General features: G+C 55.7%; 12 protein-coding genes and 1 pseudogene. 1 reads left to right on the plus strand and 12 read right to left on the minus strand.

Features of this window, described 5'->3' with window-relative positions:
- Window positions 1–7: 7 nt before the first annotated feature.
- The 6 genes and pseudogenes from AC27KL_RS03275 to AC27KL_RS03300 form a co-directional block, all read right to left on the minus strand.
- A complete protein-coding gene (locus AC27KL_RS03275) occupies window positions 8–715 on the minus strand; it encodes an N-acetylmuramoyl-L-alanine amidase family protein (RefSeq protein WP_487168841.1) in 708 nt (235 codons plus the stop codon).
- Between the two features lie 201 nt (window positions 716–916).
- Window positions 917–1,060: pseudogene (locus AC27KL_RS03280) on the minus strand (polysaccharide deacetylase family protein); the annotation flags it as partial.
- A 35-nt stretch (window positions 1,061–1,095) separates the two neighbouring features.
- Window positions 1,096–2,922: a sensor histidine kinase gene (locus tag AC27KL_RS03285; RefSeq protein WP_487168842.1), complete on the minus strand. Its 1,827-nt coding sequence runs from the start codon at window positions 2,920–2,922 to the stop codon at window positions 1,096–1,098.
- Entirely contained in the window at window positions 2,919–3,596 is a 678-nt protein-coding gene (locus AC27KL_RS03290) for a response regulator transcription factor (protein ID WP_487168843.1), read from the minus strand. The genes AC27KL_RS03285 and AC27KL_RS03290 overlap by 4 nt, the downstream gene beginning before the upstream one ends.
- Window positions 3,597–3,803: 207 nt before the next feature.
- The gene (gene dhaK, locus AC27KL_RS03295) at window positions 3,804–5,564 is read right to left on the minus strand and encodes a dihydroxyacetone kinase subunit DhaK (RefSeq protein WP_487168844.1); all 1,761 of its coding nucleotides are present in this window, start codon (window positions 5,562–5,564) and stop codon (window positions 3,804–3,806) included.
- On the minus strand, window positions 5,561–6,706 hold the full coding sequence (locus tag AC27KL_RS03300) for a glycerol dehydrogenase (protein WP_487168845.1): 1,146 nt from the start codon (window positions 6,704–6,706) through the stop codon (window positions 5,561–5,563). The genes dhaK and AC27KL_RS03300 overlap by 4 nt, the downstream gene beginning before the upstream one ends.
- Before the next feature lie 256 nt (window positions 6,707–6,962).
- Between AC27KL_RS03300 and AC27KL_RS03305 the strand changes: the two genes are divergently transcribed.
- Entirely contained in the window at window positions 6,963–8,009 is a 1,047-nt protein-coding gene (locus tag AC27KL_RS03305; protein ID WP_487168846.1) for a PocR ligand-binding domain-containing protein, read from the plus strand.
- Window positions 8,010–8,053: 44 nt separating this feature from the next.
- Here AC27KL_RS03305 and AC27KL_RS03310 read toward each other — a convergent pair whose 3' ends face one another.
- The 6 genes from AC27KL_RS03310 to AC27KL_RS03335 form a co-directional block, all read right to left on the minus strand.
- Complete coding sequence (locus tag AC27KL_RS03310) at window positions 8,054–8,851, minus strand: polysaccharide deacetylase family protein (protein WP_487168847.1); 798 nt, start codon at window positions 8,849–8,851, stop codon at window positions 8,054–8,056.
- Window positions 8,852–9,011: 160 nt separating this feature from the next.
- Window positions 9,012–11,339: a helix-turn-helix domain-containing protein gene (locus tag AC27KL_RS03315; RefSeq protein ID WP_487169132.1), complete on the minus strand. Its 2,328-nt coding sequence runs from the start codon at window positions 11,337–11,339 to the stop codon at window positions 9,012–9,014.
- 152 nt (window positions 11,340–11,491) lie between these two features.
- Window positions 11,492–17,140: a discoidin domain-containing protein gene (locus AC27KL_RS03320; protein ID WP_487168848.1), complete on the minus strand. Its 5,649-nt coding sequence runs from the start codon at window positions 17,138–17,140 to the stop codon at window positions 11,492–11,494.
- 45 nt (window positions 17,141–17,185) lie between these two features.
- Window positions 17,186–18,745, minus strand: coding sequence for an ABC transporter substrate-binding protein (locus AC27KL_RS03325; protein ID WP_487168849.1), 1,560 nt, complete (start codon window positions 18,743–18,745; stop codon window positions 17,186–17,188).
- Window positions 18,746–18,812: 67 nt separating this feature from the next.
- Window positions 18,813–19,691 carry a carbohydrate ABC transporter permease gene (locus AC27KL_RS03330; protein ID WP_487168850.1) on the minus strand — a complete coding sequence of 293 codons (879 nt, stop codon included), beginning with the start codon at window positions 19,689–19,691 and terminating at the stop codon, window positions 18,813–18,815.
- 16 nt (window positions 19,692–19,707) lie between these two features.
- Window positions 19,708–20,622, minus strand: coding sequence for an ABC transporter permease (locus AC27KL_RS03335; RefSeq protein ID WP_487168851.1), 915 nt, complete (start codon window positions 20,620–20,622; stop codon window positions 19,708–19,710).
- Between the last annotated feature and the right edge of the window lie 259 nt (window positions 20,623–20,881).

Genomic DNA, 20,881 nt, shown 5'->3' on the forward strand with positions numbered 1-20,881 from the left:
CTATGGTTTAATCCAGTTTCAGATATTCCTTGATACCGTCCAGGATGGACCCGGCCATCCGGTACTGCGCCTCGTCGCTCAGCATTTTCGCTTCCTCCTGCGGGTTCGTTAGATACCCCGTCTCGATCAGAACGGCCGGCATCTCCGTATCCTTCACGACGAAGTAATCCTCTTTCTTGACGCCCCGGTCCCGAAACCCGCTCCCTTGGAGGACATGCTTCTGCATGATTTCGGCCAAAGGGAGGGAATCGTCGTGATAATAGTAAGTTTCCGTCCCCGAAACGTTTGCGTCCTCGTACGTATTGCCGTGAATGGATATAAACAAATCGGCCCCCAGATCGTTGGCGAATGTCGGCCTTTCGCGGTCCGCCGAAGATATGAAACGGTCATCTGTCCGGGTCAAATGAACCTCGATTTCCGTCTCCTTCTTCGCTAATTCCTCCACTTTAAGCGCCAGCCGCAGCGTAAAATCCTTCTCGAAATTTCCGCTCGCCCCGGTCGCGCCGCGGTCTTTGCCCCCGTGTCCGGGATCGATGACGACTTTATAAGGCGTCCCCGGCGGATGGGAGACGGCACCGTTTTGGCCCAAAAAGCTTATCATTCGATGGTTTAGATCGAAGCTGCCGCGGCTTGACCCTGCCGAACGGAAGCCATTAAGCAGGACGATCAGCGCGACGGACAGCAGGCATGTCACGATCAGCACGGATTTTCTCATTCTCTCTCCTCCTTCCGAAAAATAGTTTAATCGCTCGAAATAAAGATCAAGTGCAGATGGCATCAAAACAATTTATAGATTCCGGTGGGATGCGATGCGAAACGATAAAAAGGAGCTGTCTCCAAGAACCGATCGGCCCATAGAGATAGCTCCTTCCGTCAAATCTTCCTTTTTAACGCCGCCCTGCGGCTATAAATTGCGATCCTTCAGTTTCCAATCGTTCGAATCGATCGTCCAATCCCATATTTTGATGCCATCCCCGGCGATTTGATCGCGAAGCTTACGGTCTTCGAGCCCCGGTGCCGAGCCGTACGGCGGCCGCACCAAATGCGGATGTTCGCCTGATGGGTATCTACAGAACCGAAGTTCGCGCCTTCATCTTACGTTTTTTTATCCAAATAAAAATAGAACAGGACCCCGTCCTCCGTGTTGGTTACGCCGTAAGGGACGCCGTGCATTTCCAGGATTTTTTTGGAGATGGCCAGGCCGAGCCCGGTACCTCCGGTCGACCGCTGGCGGGAGGGTTCCCCGCGGTAGAAACGGTCCCATATTTTTCCCAGCTGCTCCTCCGGGATATGGGCGCCTTTGTTTTCGATGCCTATTTTTACCCGTTCCTTTTCTTCCGTGACGGCGACGAAAACGGCCCCTTCCTCGGGCGTATAACGGATCGCGTTCGTCAAGAAATTGACCAGGACCTGACCGATCCGGAGCTCATTGCCGACGACTTCGGCCGGTTGAAGCGACACGTGCAGGCGAAGCCGTTTTTGCTCCATGTCCGGCGCCAATTTGGCGCATATCCGCCCGACGGCAGCGCCGATGTCAAACGGTCCCATCTCCATTTTGTACGTGCCGGACTCGTATTTGGCCAATTCCAGCATGTCCCCGATCAGCAGGTTCATCCGGTTCACTTCGTCTTCCATCGCCGCAAAATAATGATCCCGCTTATGGCTGGCAATCCCGTCCTTCAGCACGGACAAGCAGCTTTGGATGACGCTCAGCGGAGTCTTCAGTTCATGCGACACCCCGGAGATAAATTCCTTCCGCGTATGCTCGAGCTGCTTTTCCTTTTCGATGTCCCGTTCCAGCCTGACGATATGGCTGTGCAGCTTCTCTGAAAGCTCGTTGATGCTGCGCGACAAATCGCCGATTTCGTCTTTGGTTTCCGCCGGTATTTTTTCGGAGAAATCGAGCGCCGCCATTTGCTGCGCGGTTCGGTTGATGCGGAGCAGCGGCCGGGCGATCCGGCGCGAATAATAGAACGACGCAAGCAGCGCGAGCAGCAGCGCGGCGGCCGCTATGTAGGCGTAATAATGACGGATCATCCCCGCTGCTTCGTTCACCGGCTGCAACGACGTGACCGCAAACAGGTATCCGGTTTTCCCTTTCTCGTCTTGGAGCGGATCGATGAATATTTTGTAATTCACGCCGTTTTCTTCGTAATTCAGCAATGGATTCGCATCCGCCGTTTGATCATAATCCCCGTAAAGCAAATCGGCCTGGAAAGCTTTGATGCGCTCCAGAAACAAGCGGTTCGTGTAGCGCGAGCCTCCTGCGCCTTCCGGTATTTCTACTTTCGTAATCATCCCGGTGAACAAAATGCTGGGATAAGTTTCATGATATTGGGTCGGGGGGCTTGGGTACCGGTTGACGACCTCGTACTCCTTGTTGACCATTTGCCGATTTTCCAACTGGCCTTCCTCCCGCAGTCCCGATTTGTATTTCGCCATCCGCTGGATAACCAGCTGCTTTTTCATGATCAATCCTTCAAAGGCGATGGGTTCGCCCTCCTTGATCCAAGGCGTGATAAATAGGTTATCGCTATAAAAATCTTCCACGTGAATAAAGCTGTAGAGCGGGACTTTTATCGTGCGACCGGAGAACTCAGGGTAGTCGTCCATACGGTCCAGCTTGATCTCCATAAAGTAATCGTCGGTATGTTGCAAATTTCCAAAGGAGTCCAATTCCGTGATCCATGTATTATACTTTTGGTAAAAATCTTGCTCCAGCTTCGCCGTCCGCTGCGCGTTCGCGGCATGTTTCACGTAGTCCTGTCCGTAAGCCTGCAGCGCCGACTGAACATCCTTTACCTTTTGATGGGCATAAAATTGTTTGAAAAACACGGTTTGCAATGCGAAAATCACGGCGATCAGGAACAGGCACAACCCCGCGGTCAATAAGAACAGCTTAAGCACGATGCTCCTTTTCATGGCTGCTCCTCGAATTTATACCCCGAACGTACGACCGTGACGATATGTTTGGCATGCTCCCCCAGCTTGGAACGCAAATTGCGGATATGGCTGTTTACCGTGCGGTCGTCGCCTGCGAAATCATATCCCCAAATTTTCGTGATCAGCTGCTCCCGGGTGATGATAATTCCTTTGTTTTTCATGAGATGGGCCAAAATCTCGAATTCGGTATGCGTTAAGCTGCAGTTTTCCCCCTCGACCGATACGGTGCGGGACGGAAAATGAATCGTAATGCCGCTGCCAGACAGCGTATCTTTATCCTGTCCGCGAACCTGCCGGCGGTCCAAAAGCCGCTTCGCCCGTGCAAGCAGGATCGGCGGGCTGTACGGCTTGGTGACGTAATCGTCGGCGCCCAGCTCGAATCCGAGGAGCGTATCGTCTTCGTCCGAGCGGGCGGTAAGCATGATGATCGGGACGTTCGACGCCTTGCGGATCCTCTTGCACACGGACCAGCCGTCCAATTCCGGCAGCATGATGTCCAAAATGATCAAATCGACCTCATGTTCCTGGAATAACGCAAGCGCTTGTTTGCCGTCGGCAGCTTCGAGCACCTCGTATCCTTCCTCAAGCAGATAATCCTTCATGATTTCCCGTAAAATAGGTTCGTCTTCCACAATGAATATCGTATTCGGCATATGACAACCTCTCTGCATGTTTCTTGCCTATGGCTGCGGCGCGGGTTCCCTGATGTTCCGAAAGGAGTCCCGGCAACGTATGTATTCGTTATCCTAGCATGTTTGCATCTTGCAGACAAACCCTTGCCCCATTGAATCCATGAAAAAAGATGCCGCATGTTCGCGTTGAACATGCGGCATCCGGCATCTTATGCAATCATCCGTCCGTTACGATCTAAGCGACTGGGCAATTCCGGTAAAAATGACGCCCAGCGCATACGCTCCGGCATCGGGATACCCGATGCTCCGGTCGCCGACCGTTCCCGCGCGTCCCATCCGGGCGGCAATGGCTTCGGTTTTTTTGGCGCCTTCGACCGCCGCCTCCGCTGCCTGGATGCCGGCGGCAATCAGGTCAGCGCCGTCTTCAGCGGCCGCTGCCCACGCATCCGCGTAAGGCGCCAGCGCGTCGACCAGCGTTTTGTCGCCGACGACGGCTCCCCTGCCGAAAGAACGCTCGCCGGTATCCTGAACGCCTTTGACCACGGCGGCCATCATTTCGGCGATTTCCGGCACGGAAAGCTCTTTCCGCTCGCCCGCATATTTGCCCGCCGCCCGGAACGCCGAACCCCAGATCGGTCCGGAGGCTCCGCCGCAATGCTCCATGATCACCAGCGAGCACGCGTCCAGGAATGAACCGATGTCTTTTGCTTGGGCGGTCACTTCGTCCCATTCCGCTTTGAGCTGCTTGAATCCTTTCGCCACGCTCATGCCGAAGTCCCCGTCCCCCGCATGGGAATCCAGTTCGCAGAAGGGCACTTCGTTTTCGATGATGATGGCGCTCATTTTATCGACCACATAAATCAGGTTATCTAGCGAAAGCTTCCCGTCGCGAATGACCGCATGCTCTTCGCTGGTCGTCAGGCCGAAGGAAGCCGGCTTTTTGCCGCTCTCTTCAACGGCGCCGTTGCGATAGCGCACCGGTTCGAACGGGCCGCCCACGGCCAGCGCCGGCGTCTCGCATTCGGCGGCAAGCAGCCGCTTCAGCCGGTCGTCCAGCTTCATGATCGAGACGGATGCGCCGGCCATGTCGATGCTTGTCATGTAGTTGCCGACAAACACTTTGTATACGGCGATTCCGCGTGCGTCCAGCTCCCGCATGACGGCATGATTAAGCAGATAAAGCTCCTGCAGCGGCGTGCCCCCGAAGCCGTTGACCAATACGGCAACCTCTTCGGCGGCCTTCCCGTTCATCTGCAGGCTTTCCAGCAGCTGCGCCACCATCCGGGCAGCCAGGACGTCCGCCGGGATCATCGGTTCGCGCCGGATGCCCGGTTCGCCGTGGATGCCCACGCCGTATTCCATTTCCCCTTCGCCGATCTCGAAGGTGGGCGTGCCTTTGGCCGGCACGGTACAGGACGTCAGCGCAAAACCGATGCTTTTTACGTTGTCGATCGCATGTTGGGCGCAAGCTTTTACCTCTTCCAAGGACATGCCGGCTTCGGCGGCGGCCCCTGCGATTTTATGCACGAGCACCGTGCCTGCGACGCCTCTGCGCCCGACGGTGTAAAGGCTGTCCTCCACCGCGATGTCGTCGTCCACTTTGACGTAATCGACCTGGATGCCGTCTTCGCCGGCAAGATGCGCCGCGTTTTTAAAGTTCATGATGTCGCCGCTGTAGTTTTTGATAATGAGCAGCGATCCTTTTTCGCTCGCCGACGAGCGGATGGCTTGGTAGACCTGGATTTGCGACGGCGAAGCGAACACGTCGCCGCAGACCGCGACGTCAAGCATCCCTTTGCCCACAAACCCGGCATGAGCCGGCTCGTGGCCGCTGCCGCCGCCGCTGATCAGGGTGACCTTTTGCGGGTTGATGTCCTTTTTCTTGACGATTTTATATTTGCCGTCGAATTCGAGTTCCGGATGCGCCATGACGAGGCCGCTAAGCATTTCCCTGACAAGCGTTTCCGGTTTGTTCATGATTTTTTTCATCGTATCGCATCCTTTTTGCTTAGTTTAAAGTCCCGGCCGATTCGGTCCGCGACTACGATCGCCGAAATCACGGCTTCCTCCGTGATCGGGAACGGCATCGCATGGATGGATTCCTCCGGAATGCAGGCCGTTTCAGCCACCAGACGCAGCTCGTCCGCTGTAACGGCATCTACGCCGATGTCCGCCAAGCATACCGGCAGGCCGACCGAGGAGCAAAATTCCAGCACTTCGTCGATTTCCGCCTTGGGTGCGTTTTCGAGCACGAGTTGGGCGATGGTGCTGAACGCCACTTTTTCCCCGTGGAAATAATGATGAGTGCCCGGCAGAACCGTCAAGCCGTTGTGGATCGCGTGCGCGGCAGCCAAGCCGCCGCTTTCGAAGCCCAGGCCGGACAGCAGGATATTGGTCTCGATGATGTTCTCGAGCGCCGGCGTCACTTGGTTGGCATCGCAGGCGATTTTGGCCTGCACTCCGTCTTCCAGCAGCGTTTCGTAGCACAGCTTGGCCAGCGCCAGGGCCGCCTTGGTTCCTCTCGCCGCGGGCGCCGCACCTTCATGGACGCCGCAGGGCAAACCTGCATTCACTTTCGAAAAGGAGCGGGATGTGGCTCGGGCTTCAAAATACGTCGACAGGGCATCGCCCATCCCGGATACGAGGAATCGGGTCGGCGCATTGGCAATGACGGTCGTATCGATCATCACCACGCTTGGGCTTTGCTTGAAATAAGCATAATCCTCAAATGCCCCCTCCCCGGTATATATAACCGCCGAATGGCTGGTCGGCGCGTCCGTGGCGGCGATCGTCGGCACGATGATCAGCGCGTCGCCTTCCGCGACGCATTTGGCCGTGTCGATCGCTTTGCCCCCGCCGAGCCCGATCGTGCACGAACATTGCTTTTCCCGCGCCAGATGCTGCAGGCGCTGCACTTCTTCGCGGGAGCACTCCCCGCGGAATTCGCTTTCAACCAGCGTAACATTGAACTTTTTGGATGTAAAATCAAGCTTGTCCTTCACCCGTTTGACGTCCTCCGGATGGGCAATCAGCAGCGCGGACTCGCCGTAAGTTCGAATAAAATATCCCAAATTCAGCAGTTCGTTTTCGCCTTGGACATATTTGCTTGGACTGATAAACGCTTTTCTCATGATCTCTTTTCCCCTCCGCCGTAATCTCATGTCCATTATACGCGCGGGGACCAGCGGAAATCATGGCACTCAAACCGCCTTTTAAAGCGCTTTCCGATGGTGTTTTTTTGTCCTTTTGCCTGTAAAATTGTACTATCTTGTTCATTCAAACCGGGTTTTTAGTATAATAGAACAAGCGCAGTTGCGCTCAAATGCAGATTCGCTGCAGCCGCACCCTGCACTGCTCTCAGGGAATGAATATTTGGAGACGATGCACATGAACCCGCGCTACGACTTGAAACGAATCATCGATATCGAAAAATGGCACAAGCTGCAGGATTCCCTCTCCCTCGTAACCCAAATGGCGATCATCACCGTTGATTACAAGGGCGTTCCGGTCACCAAACACAGCCGCTGCCAAGCCTTTTGCCAGGGAGTTCGCAAGGACGGCAACCTGTCCTCCTACTGCCAAAAATGCGATGCCCGCGGCGGCCTCGAAGCGGTACGCACCAATAAGCCGTACGTTTACCGCTGCCATTTCGGCATCGTCGACATCGCCGTGCCCATCATCGTCGAAGGCCAATATATCGGCGCCATCATGGCGGGGCAAATCAAGCTTCGCGATGCGGACTTGCCCCTCGAACAAATCGTAACCCGTCCGCCGAACGCTGAAACGGACCGGAAGTTCAAGGAGCTGGAACCCGAATACCGCGCGCTTCCCGAGTTGTCCTCCGGGGAGGTGTCGGCCATTGCGGACATGCTGTTTCATTTGTGCAACTACATCGTCGAGGAAGCGATCCAAAAACATGCGACGATCGACATGTATAAAAAGGTATTGACCGCGGAGCCGGCCGCTCCCGACACGGTCAGTGCCGCGCCGCAAGCCTACGAGCAGATCCAGGCCATGCAGCACGAGCTGTCCAGCACGCTGATCGAAGCGAAAATCAAGCAGGGCACGGAACGCGTATATCGCGCGGCGAACCCGCTGCTGCAGCCCGCTTTTGATTACATGTACCGGCATAAAAACGAAAACGTGCGCCTGCAGGATATGGCCGCGCTGTGCCACGTCAGTCCGAGTTATTTCAGCCGCGTCTTCACCCGGGAAACGGGAGAAAACTTCTCGGTGTTCGTCCCCCGCCTGAAAATCGAATGGGCCAAGCAGCTGCTCGAGACGACCGATTTGTCCGTGAACCACATCGGCGATGAACTCGGCTTTGCGGATCCCGGTTATTTTATCAAAACGTTCAAAAAGTTCGAAAGCTTAACGCCGGCCGTATACCGAAAAATCTATTCTCGTGAGCAGCGCCGAATCTCTGCCGATTAAAGCCCCCGTGCGTGAAAACCCGGCTTGTTCTTTTCCCGCACGGATTATAATCGTACCGTTTGCCCCGCGGGGATCTCGACCGGGTCGCCTTCCGCGCTGATCCAGACGGACAAGGCCGACGGGTTATGGACGATGCGGTTGTCCGCAGAGAAACGAAGCCGTTTTAACGCGTCCGCATAGGCATAAATTTCGGCGTTGGTCGCGTACCAGATGTCCTCCCGTCCGCCGACGGTTTCGCCGAACCGTTCGATCAGCTCCCAATTCCCGTCGTTTTCGAATTCATAGCTGTGTCCCCATACGTACAAAAGCGCCATGCGCGAAAACCGCTGCTCCAAACGGACGAACTGCTCCGCGAATTCCACCATTTGTTTGTGGTGGCAGGTCGGATGCCAGCGAAGCCAATCTTCGGGCATATGGAACGAGCCGTGGCTGTTGACTGTCCGGGCATATTCGATGCCGACGGCGCGAAGAAGGCTTACCACCTGATCGTTGTAGGTCCCGAACGGATAACTCATTCCTTTGATCGGCACGTGGACGAGAGCTTCAAGCGCCTTCCGGTCCTCCACGACCTGCGAAACGACCTGCTCCGGCGGGGACTGCTCCAAAAACGGATGGCTGACGGTATGCGCCGATACCTCATGTCCGCGGTACAACGTCCCTGCCTCTTCCTTGCCGATGTATCCTTCTTTGCCCAAAAAACCGCTGTTTAAATGAAACGTCGCTTTAATACCGTAGCCGTTCAGCATGCGAACGAATCTGCGGTCATGGTCCCTCCCGTCGTCGAAGCTGAGCGTCAGCGCCTTATGCAGGCCGTTCGGAAACCGGTCCAATTGAATGCGCATTCAAAACTTGCCTCCCCCAAAATGATGTTCTCGTCCAATACTATATTCAATTCGCGCCGGGAAGTAAATCGGTCCTGCCGGACCAAGGGACTTTCTATTGGATCCAGCCGCTGAAGCGCCATGGCACGAACGGCAGCGCCCATAAAGTGAACAAGTCTGATCATGGCTCCGCCGCACGGCCGGTCTTGTTTAATTTTCTGAACTGGTTGGGCGAAGTGCCGTTTTTCTTTTTGAATACCGTAATAAAATAGGAGCTGTTTTGGAAGCCGATCCGCTCCCCGATTTCTTTTACGTTTAACGTTGTCGTCAGCAGCAGTTGTTCGGCATCGTACAGCCGCAGATCGGTCACGTATTGCGTAAAGGACACGCCCATGGCTTCATTGAACAGCTTGCTGAAATAAGGCACGGAAATGTCGAGTTCGGAAGCGACAAGTTCGGCCGAAAGACCGCTGCTCCGGTAATGGTTTCGGATAAATCCGCAAGCGGTTTTTACGAGTTCGCCGCGATCTTGGTGCCGGTTCGTTTGCAACTGTCCGATGATAAAATCGGCCAGCTCCCCGTAAAATGCCTCGACCCGTTCCAGCTCCGCAAAGCGCTGCACGATCCCGTAAAGCGAATCTTCTCCACGATCCATCAGCAGCGGCGTAAAATCCGTCATCGTCCCAAATTCATGTTCAATCGTCGTCACCGATTGCCGCAACGCGGCACGGATATCTGCCGGCGCGCTGCCCCGCAATGCTCCGAACCATTCGCCGAGAATCCTTCTCGCCTCTTTTCGGTCGTTGACTTTGATGGCATCAAACAAAGACCTTTCCAATTTGGCGGGATAGCGGAACGGAGTGCCGGTTGCAGCGCGAACACCCTCAAAATCATAGACCGTTCGGCGATAATCCACGAAACTGTACTCCAACGCTGCCCTCGCCTCCTCAAAAGACCGTCCCAGTTCCACGATCGACTCCGCACGGCCGCCCACGCCGATTTTCATCCGGAAACCCGTCACCCTTTCGGCTTGCTGCACCAGCCTGTTGAGCCGATGGATCGAAGGATGATCTTCGGGCTCCCGCATCAAAATGGCCAGCGACTGCCGCCCAACGTCCACCTTTTCCATCTCGTCCCGTTCTGGAAAAATGCGGCGGGCCAGCTCGAATACGGTATCTTTGACCAATCGGATCCCTGCGTCCGTCACGCTGCCATCCCTTTGAAGCGAATCCTCTACGACCACCGTCAAGGCTCGCATCGGTCCTGTGCGCAATAATATGCCATGCTGCGCGGCATGCAGCTCTTCATGCGGATCGCCGGCAGAAATATCGCTAAAAAGAAGATCTTTAAGGTAGCTTTCTTTCAGCTTCTCCCTGCTTTTGACCGCCGAATCCTCAAGAGACGTCACCTTGCCGATCAAACTTTTGAATACGTCGCTTAAATACGCGGCTTCATCGGCCGATCCGTTGCGGGCCTCCCCGGATGCATTCGCAGGATGGCTTCCTCGCACCATTTGAACGACGTTCCCGATCGGGCCGTAAATTTTACGGTTCATCAGGATCGTGGCCGCAAAGCATGCCAAAAGCATCAGCAAGGATACGATGATGATGTTTCGCTGAAGAATAAAGCTCCCTTGGGCCAAATAAGCATAGCTTGTCGCATTGACCAAATACCACTCAAGCTTGTCGTTGTAAGTATAGGTGATCAGAGATTTTGAACCGTTCATCGAAGCGACGAAGCTGCCGGAATCGGTGCCCGAATTCATCACCTTGCCCATGAATTCGGCGCCGGAAGCCGCATCCATAAAGGCATCGGGCTTGTCGCTGCGGGTGATCAAAATCCCGTTTTTGTTCGTGACCATGAAGCTGGATTCCGGGGAATTGCCCATTTTATCAAACAAATCCTGGAGCGCGGACAATTTCAGATTAATAAAGATCGCATACTCCGACCTCGCGTCGGACGGAATAAAGATAAGGGACAGAATCGGGTTGTCGTATCGCTTGCCCGAATAGACGTACTGCTGCCTGTGGGGGAGGAAAATCATTTTGCCCAGCCCGTTGCGGACCTGAACCAGCTTGCGCGCTTCCGGATCGATGTCGGCGATCTCGACGTCCCGCGGAATCGAATGGATGAATTGCCCCGTCGCGCCGTTGCGCAAATAAACGGAATCGATAAAATCATTCGCATTGACGATTTCATGGAGCTTTCGGTCCAGTACAAGCGAGTCGACCGGATCAAGGTTTGGCGCGTACAGGCTTTGGATGACATCCTTGTCGTTCAGGAGCTGTTCCCCGGCCCGAAACGCCCTTTCATACAGCATCTCGATGCTGGCATCGGTTTGATGGAGCAGCTTTCGGGTCGCCTCCGAGATCTGCTTCTCGCTGATCATATTGGTAAACGTGTAGTTCACGGCCGAAAGCATGAGCAGGCTCAGGCCAAAAACGATCGTGTTGGCCGCGATCAATCTGAACAAAAAGCTTCGGGTCGGTACATGCCATCTCCATTTCATCGGGTTCACCGGCATTTCACATCCTGTCACTCTGGAATCCTAAATATATTGGCCGTCGATCGGCTGAATCCTCCCTGTTCAAAGGCAGCCGAATCGGGCTTGATCGATGATGCAGGCCTTCCCCTGAGGGAAGGCCTGCTGGAATGTGTATTTTAACGAGCCGGCTCAAGTTTGGCATCGGCCCAATCGGCATGGTCTTCGGCGTTTCCGTCTCCGCCGTCCAGAACCACGAGTTTGAGCTCGTTTTTGCCGGAAACGTCGACATCGACTTGGCGGGCAGGCGTGTTTCGGTTCATCGTGCCGCTGTCGAACAGTTTGACGCCGTCCGCCCACACCTGGAACACCGCCGAACCACCAGGGCTCTCCAGATCGATTCCCGCCGCGGCGGTAAACCGCTTATAGCCTTTGCCTCCGATGGAATAGCGGATTTCCGAGGCAGCATGGGTGCCCAAGCCCTTGTCGTACGAACGGCTGCCTTCTCCGTCATACAAGGTCAGCACGTTTCCGCCGACGCTCCAATCTTTTTTCACCCGGCCCCAGCCGCTGGTCGCGTCCGACCACTCCATATCGCTTAAATACTGCGGCACGTCCGTGAATTTGAAATCGAAATCGTCACGGTCCGTGAGCTTCATTCGGACGGTACCGGTATAGCCGGAATCGACCGCGATCGGCTTTTGCACCGGATTGGCCTCGACCCAGCCCGGGAATCCGGCGGGATGGGACCATTCGTTCCGGATGTGCAGGCGGACCGATCCGTCAGCGTTCAGCGAAGCTTTGACCGCCCCCGAGCCGTCTCCCTGCACCGAAATCCGGTTTCGGGATTTGCCGAACAGGAGGGAAGCGTAATTCACGTTCGTCTTGGAGGCGCGGAAATCCGCCGTCCCGAGGCCCTCCTTCTCATCCTCCATCCACGGCCAATCCGGCTTGACGCCGTACTTCTCTTCACCTGAGGAACGCTTCTTATAAGCGGTGCCGGAGAGTCTGCCAATATGGTTTTCCGGATATTCGTTCCATTCCCCGTTCCGATCCCAGGTGATCCGGTCGGCATCCGCGGTTGCATCAAAGGATACGCCGACGGCGTCGTAAGTTTCCGGCGGGTCGGTGACGGTATACGTGGTGGAGATGAGTCCCTTGCCGTCCACGTGAACCTCGAAATGGACGCCCGTCTTGCCGTATTTGCCCGAAATGCGGATGATTGCTTCTTTGCCCGAGCGGATTTGGCTAATGTCGGAAAGCGTCCAAGCCCCAAGTTTTGACGTGTAGCCCATATCGAGGTACGGCCCGCCGGTGATCATCGTTTTCCCTTTGTATTCGCCGGTTTGGATCATGCCCGTCGTTTTGCTGAACGTGAGGCTGAAATCATTGCCGGAAACGATAATTTGGCTGTTGGTTTCCCGGATATCCGGGGTTTTCCCTTGCGGCTTCCACGGCACGACCGTTTTCCGGCCGACGGCAAGCACGTATTCGTCCACGAGCGAATCGGCAGCGGTATGGTCGTCCCGGTAAATTTTCAGGCGGACGGATTCTCCGTTTTTCCACTTTCTTGCAGGAAGCGTGAGCTGCCCTTTGCTCATGGGTTCCACGGATGAGCCTTGGAGCTTTCCTTTTTCTTTGCCGACGCTCCACTCGATGGTAACCTCACTCAGATTCGTATGATTATAACGGTTTTCGACCGGTATCGTCAGCGGTTGGCCCGCTCCCGGGTTCGGAAGCGAATCGGCCCCGATTCTTACGGGCGAATAAGCTTTTTTGACATTCCAATATTCCGGCTTTTCCCGGTTCCATTCGTCAAGGATGCCCCAGTTGACCAGAAAGCCCTGCCAGATCCCGTCCGGACCGTAAAAGCGCAGGTCGCGGGAGTGCCAGATGGCTCCGCCCAGAACGCCCGGCGTCTCGTACAGATCATCCCACAGCCGGTGAAGAGCGGTGCCGTAAAAATCCCTGTAGGCCGGATCGTCGTCGATCCAGTCGCCGTAATAGACGTAACCGTGGGCATATTCGTCATACAGCTCCGGCTTGTCATGCGTGCCGAAGGTATGGCCGTATGGGGTGTAATGAATGCTGAACAAGTCGGTATACCCGGCAGGAGCGTTGAATCCCCAACTGAATTTCACGGGGCGGGAAGGATCAACCGCCTTGACGTAATCATGGGTTGCCGCCACGTTGCTTCCCCACGCGCTTTCATTGCCGATGGACCAGATGACGATGCTCGGATGGCTGCGGTCCTTCTCGATCGTTTCGGAGAATTGGCCCATATAGTTGTTTAGATATTTCGGATCGCTGGCCCTGCCGTCGCTGACGAACATCACCGAGTTTTCCTGTTCGACGTAAAAGCCGAGTTCATCGGCCAAATCCAGCACGTATTCGTACTGCGGCCAATGGGAAGCGCGAATGTAGTTGACGTTGGCTTCCTTGAGCTTGATCAGCGACTCGCGGTCATGTTCCGGATCGGCGGCGACACCGATAAGCGGGGACGACTGATGCCAATCGACGCCGCGCAGCTTCACGACTTTCCCGTTCACCAGCATCTGGTTGCCCTCCATTCGGATCGACCGGAAGCCTATTTTGCGGATCACGGTTTGCACGGATTTGCCGTCTGCTTTCGCCGTGGCTTTCAGCGTGTACAGCCGCGGATGCTCGGCATCCCATTTCACGGGTTTTGCAACCGGGATTTGGATCGACGCTTCCGGCTGACCGCCCGTCAAGGAAATTGCAGCGGGCTCGATCGGTACGTCGTTTCCGTCCGGATCGGTAAGCTGCAGTTCGATTTCCCCCTGCATCGCCTCCTCTAACGCCATGCCGGCCGATACCTTCAAGGTCGCGTCCGAATACGCGGCGTCGAACTCGGTTTCGGCGTGCAGGCGGGTGATGTGATCGACGGGCAGCGCAAACAGCTTCACCTGGCCGATCAGTCCCCGGACATGCTGGTATTCGACAAACCCGGTTTCCGCCGTAATCCCGACGGTGATCGTGGCGTCTTCGCCCGGGGCAACGTATTCCGTAACATCGGCGTCAAACGTCGTAAAACCTCCGCGGTGCTGGCGGACCAAATGGCCGTTGACCCAGACGCGGGCGAAGTTGAACGCCGCTTCGAAGCGGAGCATCACCCTGCTTCCATTATAGGAAGACGGAATGTTTACCGTCTTCTGGTACGCGTGTTCAATATTGCGGTCCGGGAACCAATCGCCGCCCTGCTGGCCGCGGATATCGAAGCCGAGCACCTCGATGTTGGCCGGGACCCGGACCTCTTTCCACTCGGACGTATCGGTGCCGTTTCGCCAGAAGCCCTGTCCGGGATTCAGCTTGAATTTCCACGTGCCGTCCAGACTGACGACCGGCTCGGGTACACCGCTGACCGAAGCCGGAAGCGGAACGATCACCGACCGCGGCCAACCGTTCGTTGCCGGACCTATCGGAACGAAAGGCATCGGTTCGCTTGGCGTTCCCCAAACCGCCAACTCGCGGATGCCAGCCTTGGTGCCGGGCTCCAGCCCCGTGACGGTCACCCGGACATAACGCCGCGCCGTTTCCAGGAAGCGATCTTTTCGGACCTGGTCCCGGCCGGTAAGACCGGTCCTGTCAGCAACCGAATACCAGTGAAGAGCGTCGGCGGACACTTCGATTTTGTATTTGTAATTTTTGGCTTCATTCCAGGCGATTTGCGTGCCTGTCAGGTCGTAATCGCCGCCGAGATCGACCTGAAGCCAGCCGTTGGCTTCCAAGCTGCCGGCGATCCATGCGGTATCTTGATCGCCGTCGACGGCGTTACCCGGTTTAGCCGTCAGCTGCGACGACGATGCAGACGCCTCTTTGTTCAGCGCGACGTTGGTTTCATCCCGCATTATGCTGTACGGAATGGAAGCCGAAGGGCTTGCATTCGCCCCGTCCGATACGTAGGCGCGGATCATGACGTCCTCTTCCACGATCAGCGGCTCCGTATACAGGCGTTTGGAGACCGATGTCCCCGGATCCGTTCCATCCAGCGTATAGAAAATGGAAGCGCCCGGAATGGAGCTGGATAATGCAACGGCCGTCCCTGCAGCCACATCCCCCGGCGGCGGGGTAGCCGACAACGGTATGACCTGATATTCGAACGTTTTGACCTCGCTGTCCTCTTTTCCCTCCATGGCCGCGTAAGCTTGCAGTTTGGTTGCGGCTCCGATGCTCCCGCCGTGCAGGATGATCGGTTCCCTATACACGGTCTTGGTCTCCGACGTCTTTGGATCGGTGCCGTCCGTCGTATAATAAATCGCGGCTCCAGGCTGCCCGCCGAACAGCTCGACGGCCGTGCCGTCGATCACCGGTCCCGGCTTGACGCTGGTTTCCACAGGCAGCACGACGGCCGTATTATACAGCTCGAACTCCCATATGGCCGCGGCGATGCCGATTTTGTCCAACTGATGAAGCCTGACGTAACGCGCCTTCGTCGGGGCGAAACCGTATATCTGATCCTTGGAATCGTCATTGCCGGTTTCTTCGGCCACCGTCGTCCAGCGCTCCCCATCTTCCGATACGTCGATCGTAAATTTCGTCACGTAGTTGACGTGATCCGGATTTTTGCGAAGGACCGCATAATTTACCGGCTGGCTGCTGCCCAAATCGACGGTCAAATCCCACAGCACGTTTTGTTCCGGTTGGGCATAGGTCCCGGGGTTGCCGTCAATGGCGCGTCCGGCGACATTGCCCCAGCCTGCCGGGGACGACATTTCTGCCGTGGCCGTCAGCGCGAGGTTCGGATATTGGGATAAATCCTCCTTGGGAACCCGGTATTCAAAGCTCCCGACCTCGCTGACGCCACCTTCCTTTTCGTCGACGGCAACCGCTTTGATGTTCAGGTCAGAACCGACCGAAATCGGTTCGGTATATGGATGCCGGGTCTCGGATGTCACCGGATCCGTTCCGTCCGTCGTGTAATAGATGGCTGCCGTGCCTGGAGAGCTGGACAGCTTCACTTGGGTGCCCGGCAGTACGGTTCCGGACGGCGGAGCGGCCGTCAATACGGGAATGACCGCGGCCTTCGAGAACAGTTCCAGCTCGCTGACCCGTACGGCCGGCCAGTCGACGCCTTCAGCCGTTTTTTTCGTGACATGAAGACGCACATACCGGGCAGATATCTCATCCGGCAACGTCCGGTCGGTCACGGCATCCATGTTGCCGACCACCGAATCCGCCGTTTGCCAGGGGCCGCTTGCATCCCCCGTGCTGTATTCCAATCGGAAATCCTTCGTTGCCCATGTTCCCGCCGCGCCGTGATAGACCGTCCAGCGCATGATCGGTTGAACGGCGCCCAGATCCACCATCGCCCATTCGTCGGCCACCGGGCTGCTTTGCCATCCGGTATCGCTGGTGGACCACATAAGGTCCAGCCTGCCGTCCGTCAAATACGCTCCCGGATGCTGCGGAAGCGCGCTGCTCGCCGTTACCGGCTTGTTCAGCGCCAGGTTTGCCCCGGGTACGGCCGCGACGCCGCTGCCGGGGGCCATCGCTTCCTCTCCCGGCCGAGCCTCCGGCGGGGCCTGCCCATCCGTGCCGGGCGGCGCTTGGACATCGGCAGGGGAAGGGTTTTCCCCTGGCTGCTCCGGCTCCGCTCCGGGCGGCTGATCGCCGGGCGGTTCTTGTGCTGCCGGCGGTACTTCGCCTTCAGGCCATCCTTCTTGCGGCGGGGCCTCTCCCGGACCCTGCGTTGCGGTCCCTGAAACGGCGGCATAGGCCCTGGGGGAAAAAAGCGGCGCGGCAGCAAACGGTCCAAGCACTAGCGAAACGGACAAAGCCGCGATGGCCCATGATTTCAACTTGAGCATGATCGGATATCCCTCCAACATTCAAAATGTTACGCTGCGCGTACCTCAGCCTCGCGGTGATTTGGGCTTAGAAGCGATAAATGCATCCAGCTGGCGCTGCATCTCCGCGATGACTTTATCGATCCCCGCCGATTTGAGCTTGTTTTCGAATTTCGGGTAAAACTGGTCGTAATCCGAAAATCCCGCGTACGCCGCATCGACATATTCCTTCTCGACGGCGTTGATTTGGGCCATTTCGGCTTTGACCGGGTCGGCATTAAACCGGAAGCCGAGGGTCGGGGCCTCTTTCGCCCCTTCGTCCCATTTCTGCAGCGACTGGATGAGTTCTGGGCTGACGTGCTTGCTGAAATGTTTGAGGCGAATATCGTCCCAAGCCCAATACACCTGATTATAGGTTTGCTGCTCCCCGATGCCTTCAAGGGAAATGGCGCTGCCGTCCAGTTTGAAGTTGACGTCTTTCACGCCGTAAGAGAAGAGGTCGTAATTCTCCTGTTGGCTGCGGAACCAACTGACGAAAGCGATGGCCCCCTCCGGGTTTTCGCTCGTCGAAAATACCGACAAAAGGTTGGAAGCGGCATCGAAAATGTACTTGGGCTTGTCGGGGTTTAGAAACACGTCTTCCAGCTCCCCTTGAGGAAGCGTTTTCTTGAATGCGTCGATCCGTTCCGTCGTTTTTAGCACGTTGGACCAGATTGCCGCAAGTTTCCCGTTGTTGAGCGCGGCTTCGGGGTCTTTGATTTCCTGCGCGTCCTTCGGCATCCATCCGTTCAAATACCATTTTCGTTTCGTGTTTACGATGTTTTTAAAAATTTCGGATTCGTAAAAATTGCGCACCTTCAGCTCTGGATCGGCGGGATCCACATATCCCGGCCCTGCTCCCATGTCGCCGACGGGCAAGTAGACGTCGCCGAACTCCCGCAGCAGCGCGCGGGTACCGTCGTTGGCGATCGGCATCATCCCTGGTTCGTTTTTCTTGATCGTGTCCAGGTAATGCTCGAAGTCGGCAAGCGTGCGAATTTCGGGCAGGTTGTATTTTTTGCGCAGATCCCCCCGAACCGCAAAGAAGTTGTTGTTTTCCGCCGTCGGCACGAGCGTGGGAATGCCGTAAATCTTGTTGTCGATCGAAGCGCTGAGCCAGTTGGCGGAAGGAATGTTCGCCTTCAGGTCTTTGCCGTTCGTTTCGAGCCATTCGTCAAGCGGGGACACGACATGTTTGGAAACGATTTGCGACAGCCAGCTGACATGCGTCCAGGCCAAATCGTATTTTTCGCCCGAAGCGGCGATCAGGTTCAGCTTGTTGGAATACTGATCCCACGGGAAATACGTGAATTCGAGCTTCAGCGGCAGCCCATCGGCGTTCAGCTTGTCTTCAAGCGCTTTCTGCACGTTCGCCAGATCTTTCGGCGCATCGCCGGGAAGCACAATTTTGACCGTTCCGCCGACTTGCGTTTTGCCTTCTCCGCCCGTTCCCTGCTCGGTTTTCTTGTCGCCCGGGTTTTCCTCCTTTCCGGTCGCTGAACCGCCGGAACCGGAACAAGCCGCAAGCAGGCCGCTCAGCATCATTGCCAGAATGAGCATGGTAGCAAATGCATTCTTTTTTGTCACCGTTTAGAACCTCCCCGATTAAGTTGAAAAAGCTGTCTATGTTGAACCGTCTTCGGACGGCTGCAACCTATCCTTTGACCGCGCCGATCATGATGCCTTTCACGAAATACCGCTGAATAAACGGATAAACGAGGATGATCGGGCCGATCGTGACCAGCACCATGGCCATCTGCGCCGTCTCCGACGGCAGGGTCTGGCTGCCAGACACCAGGTTCCCCTGCGTGCTCATGTAATTGATCATGGATTGGATTTTGAAAAGGATGAACTGAAGCGGATACAGCTCCCGGTTGTCGATCAGCCAGAGCGCCAGCCCCCAATCGTTCCAATATGCGAGCGAGTAGAACAAGGCCACCGTCGCGATGATCGGCGTGGACAGCGGCAGCATGATTTTGGCAAACACATAGAGCGGTCCCGCTCCCTCCATTTCGGCCGATTCCAGCAGCGCTGGCGGCAGCGACTTGAAGTAATTGCGAATCAAGAACACATGGAATGGATTGATGAGCATCGGCAGGATTAAGGCGGCCAGCGTATCCTTCAGATGCAAATATTTGGTGACGAAGATGTACCATGGGACAAGCCCCGCGTTAAAAATCATCGTAATGAAAATAAACAAGGCGATGCCGTTGCGGTATCTCACTTTCTGCCTGGCCATCGTGTGGGCAAGCATGGCGCTAAGCAGCAGCCCGGCCCCCGTCCCGATCGCCGTCACAGTAACGGAAACCATGTACCCCCTCCAAATTTCGTCTCCGGAGAAAATAAGGCGATAGGCATCCCACGAAAACGTGTCCGGAAACAGCGAATACCCGTGCTTAATTACCGAGGATTCGCCGGAGACCGAGACCATGATCGTCAGAATAAACGGAATGGTCGTAAAAGCGCAAAAGGCGATGGCGATCAGATGAAATAAGACCTGAGAAAACGAGTACCTTCGTTTTTGGATGTGCATAAGATCCTTCCTCCAGTTAGAACAGCGCGTTATCGTTGTTGATTTTTTTGACGGCCCAGTTGCAGCCGAGCACGAACAGGAATCCGCAGACCGACTGGTAGAGGCCTACCGCCGCAGGCATGCTGATGTCGCCGACGTTTTTGACCGCGCGGAAGACGTACGTATCGATGACATCCGTCGTTTCATACAGCAGCCCGTTATCGCCCACGATCGAATAAATCGTTTGAAAGTCCCCGTAGAAAATTTTCCCGACCGCCAGCAGCGTGACGATCGTGATGGTCGGCACAAGCAGCGGCAGCGTAATGTGGCGGATGCTTTGCCAGCGGTTTGCGCCGTCGAGCGCGGCCGCCTCGTACAATTCGTCGTCGATGCCAATGATCGTGGCCAGATACAAAATGACGGCATACCCGGTATTTTTCCAAACGTAGACCCCGACGAGGATGGCTACCCAATACCCCGGAGCGGAATACCAGTCGACCGGCGCCAGGCGCAAGAGATCCCTCAACTGGTTCACCAGCCCGTATTTGGAGCTGAACATCAGATACACGAAGTTGCCGACGACGACCGCCGAAAAAAAGTAAGGCAGAAACATCAGGCTTTGGTACGTTCGGCGAAAAAAGCTTTTGCGGATCTCGTTCAGCAAAATCGCAAAGCCGACCGCGATCACCGTGCCGAAAACAATATAGTTGGCGTTGATAAACAGCGTATTGAAAGTCGTTCTCCACGCATAATCGCCCTGGAAATAAAAAGCGAAATTTTGCAGTCCCGCCCACGGGCTTCCGAAAATGCCGTCCTTGAAGTTGTAATCCTTGAACGCAATCAGAATCCCGGGCAGCGGCAAATAACAGAACACCAGGAAGTACAGCAGTCCCGGCAACGCCATGAGGTAATACCATCCGTTGCTTCGCAGTTCCTTGAACATGCCCTTCATACCATCGAATCGCTCCCCAAACATAAATTCCGCTTTTGTAAGCGTTGTCAACTTCGATCATAGGAGGTTTGCCCCGGAAAGGAAATTTCACTTTGTTAAGATGATATAAAAAATTTACGAAACGCCCTTTGAATTTTTAATCGGATGCGGATTTTTGCAGTTTGCCAGGGAAAACGCCACTATTTTGCTTTAACTGGCCGGGAGTCGCCCCTCTTCTTGCAATTGCTGTTCCACAAAAAAACCGCCTTAAATTTTTAAG

The sequence above is a fragment of the Paenibacillus sp. YAE3 genome, assembly GCF_057546105.1.

Bases quoted from the DNA above. Each gene is read 5' to 3' on its own strand.
- AC27KL_RS03310 (WP_487168847.1), bottom strand. From the start codon at position 8,851: ATGCGCATTCAATTGGACCGGTTTCCGAACGGCCTGCATAAGGCGCTG.
- AC27KL_RS03320 (WP_487168848.1), bottom strand. From the start codon at position 17,140: ATGCTCAAGTTGAAATCATGGGCCATCGCGGCTTTGTCCGTTTCGCTA.
- AC27KL_RS03305 (WP_487168846.1), top strand. From the start codon at position 6,963: ATGAACCCGCGCTACGACTTGAAACGAATCATCGATATCGAAAAATGG.
- AC27KL_RS03275 (WP_487168841.1), bottom strand. From the start codon at position 715: ATGAGAAAATCCGTGCTGATCGTGACATGCCTGCTGTCCGTCGCGCTG.
- AC27KL_RS03315 (WP_487169132.1), bottom strand. From the start codon at position 11,339: ATGAAATGGAGATGGCATGTACCGACCCGAAGCTTTTTGTTCAGATTG.
- AC27KL_RS03285 (WP_487168842.1), bottom strand. From the start codon at position 2,922: ATGAAAAGGAGCATCGTGCTTAAGCTGTTCTTATTGACCGCGGGGTTG.
- AC27KL_RS03300 (WP_487168845.1), bottom strand. From the start codon at position 6,706: ATGAGAAAAGCGTTTATCAGTCCAAGCAAATATGTCCAAGGCGAAAAC.
- AC27KL_RS03335 (WP_487168851.1), bottom strand. From the start codon at position 20,622: ATGAAGGGCATGTTCAAGGAACTGCGAAGCAACGGATGGTATTACCTC.
- AC27KL_RS03330 (WP_487168850.1), bottom strand. From the start codon at position 19,691: ATGCACATCCAAAAACGAAGGTACTCGTTTTCTCAGGTCTTATTTCAT.
- dhaK (WP_487168844.1), bottom strand. From the start codon at position 5,564: ATGAAAAAAATCATGAACAAACCGGAAACGCTTGTCAGGGAAATGCTT.
- AC27KL_RS03290 (WP_487168843.1), bottom strand. From the start codon at position 3,596: ATGCCGAATACGATATTCATTGTGGAAGACGAACCTATTTTACGGGAA.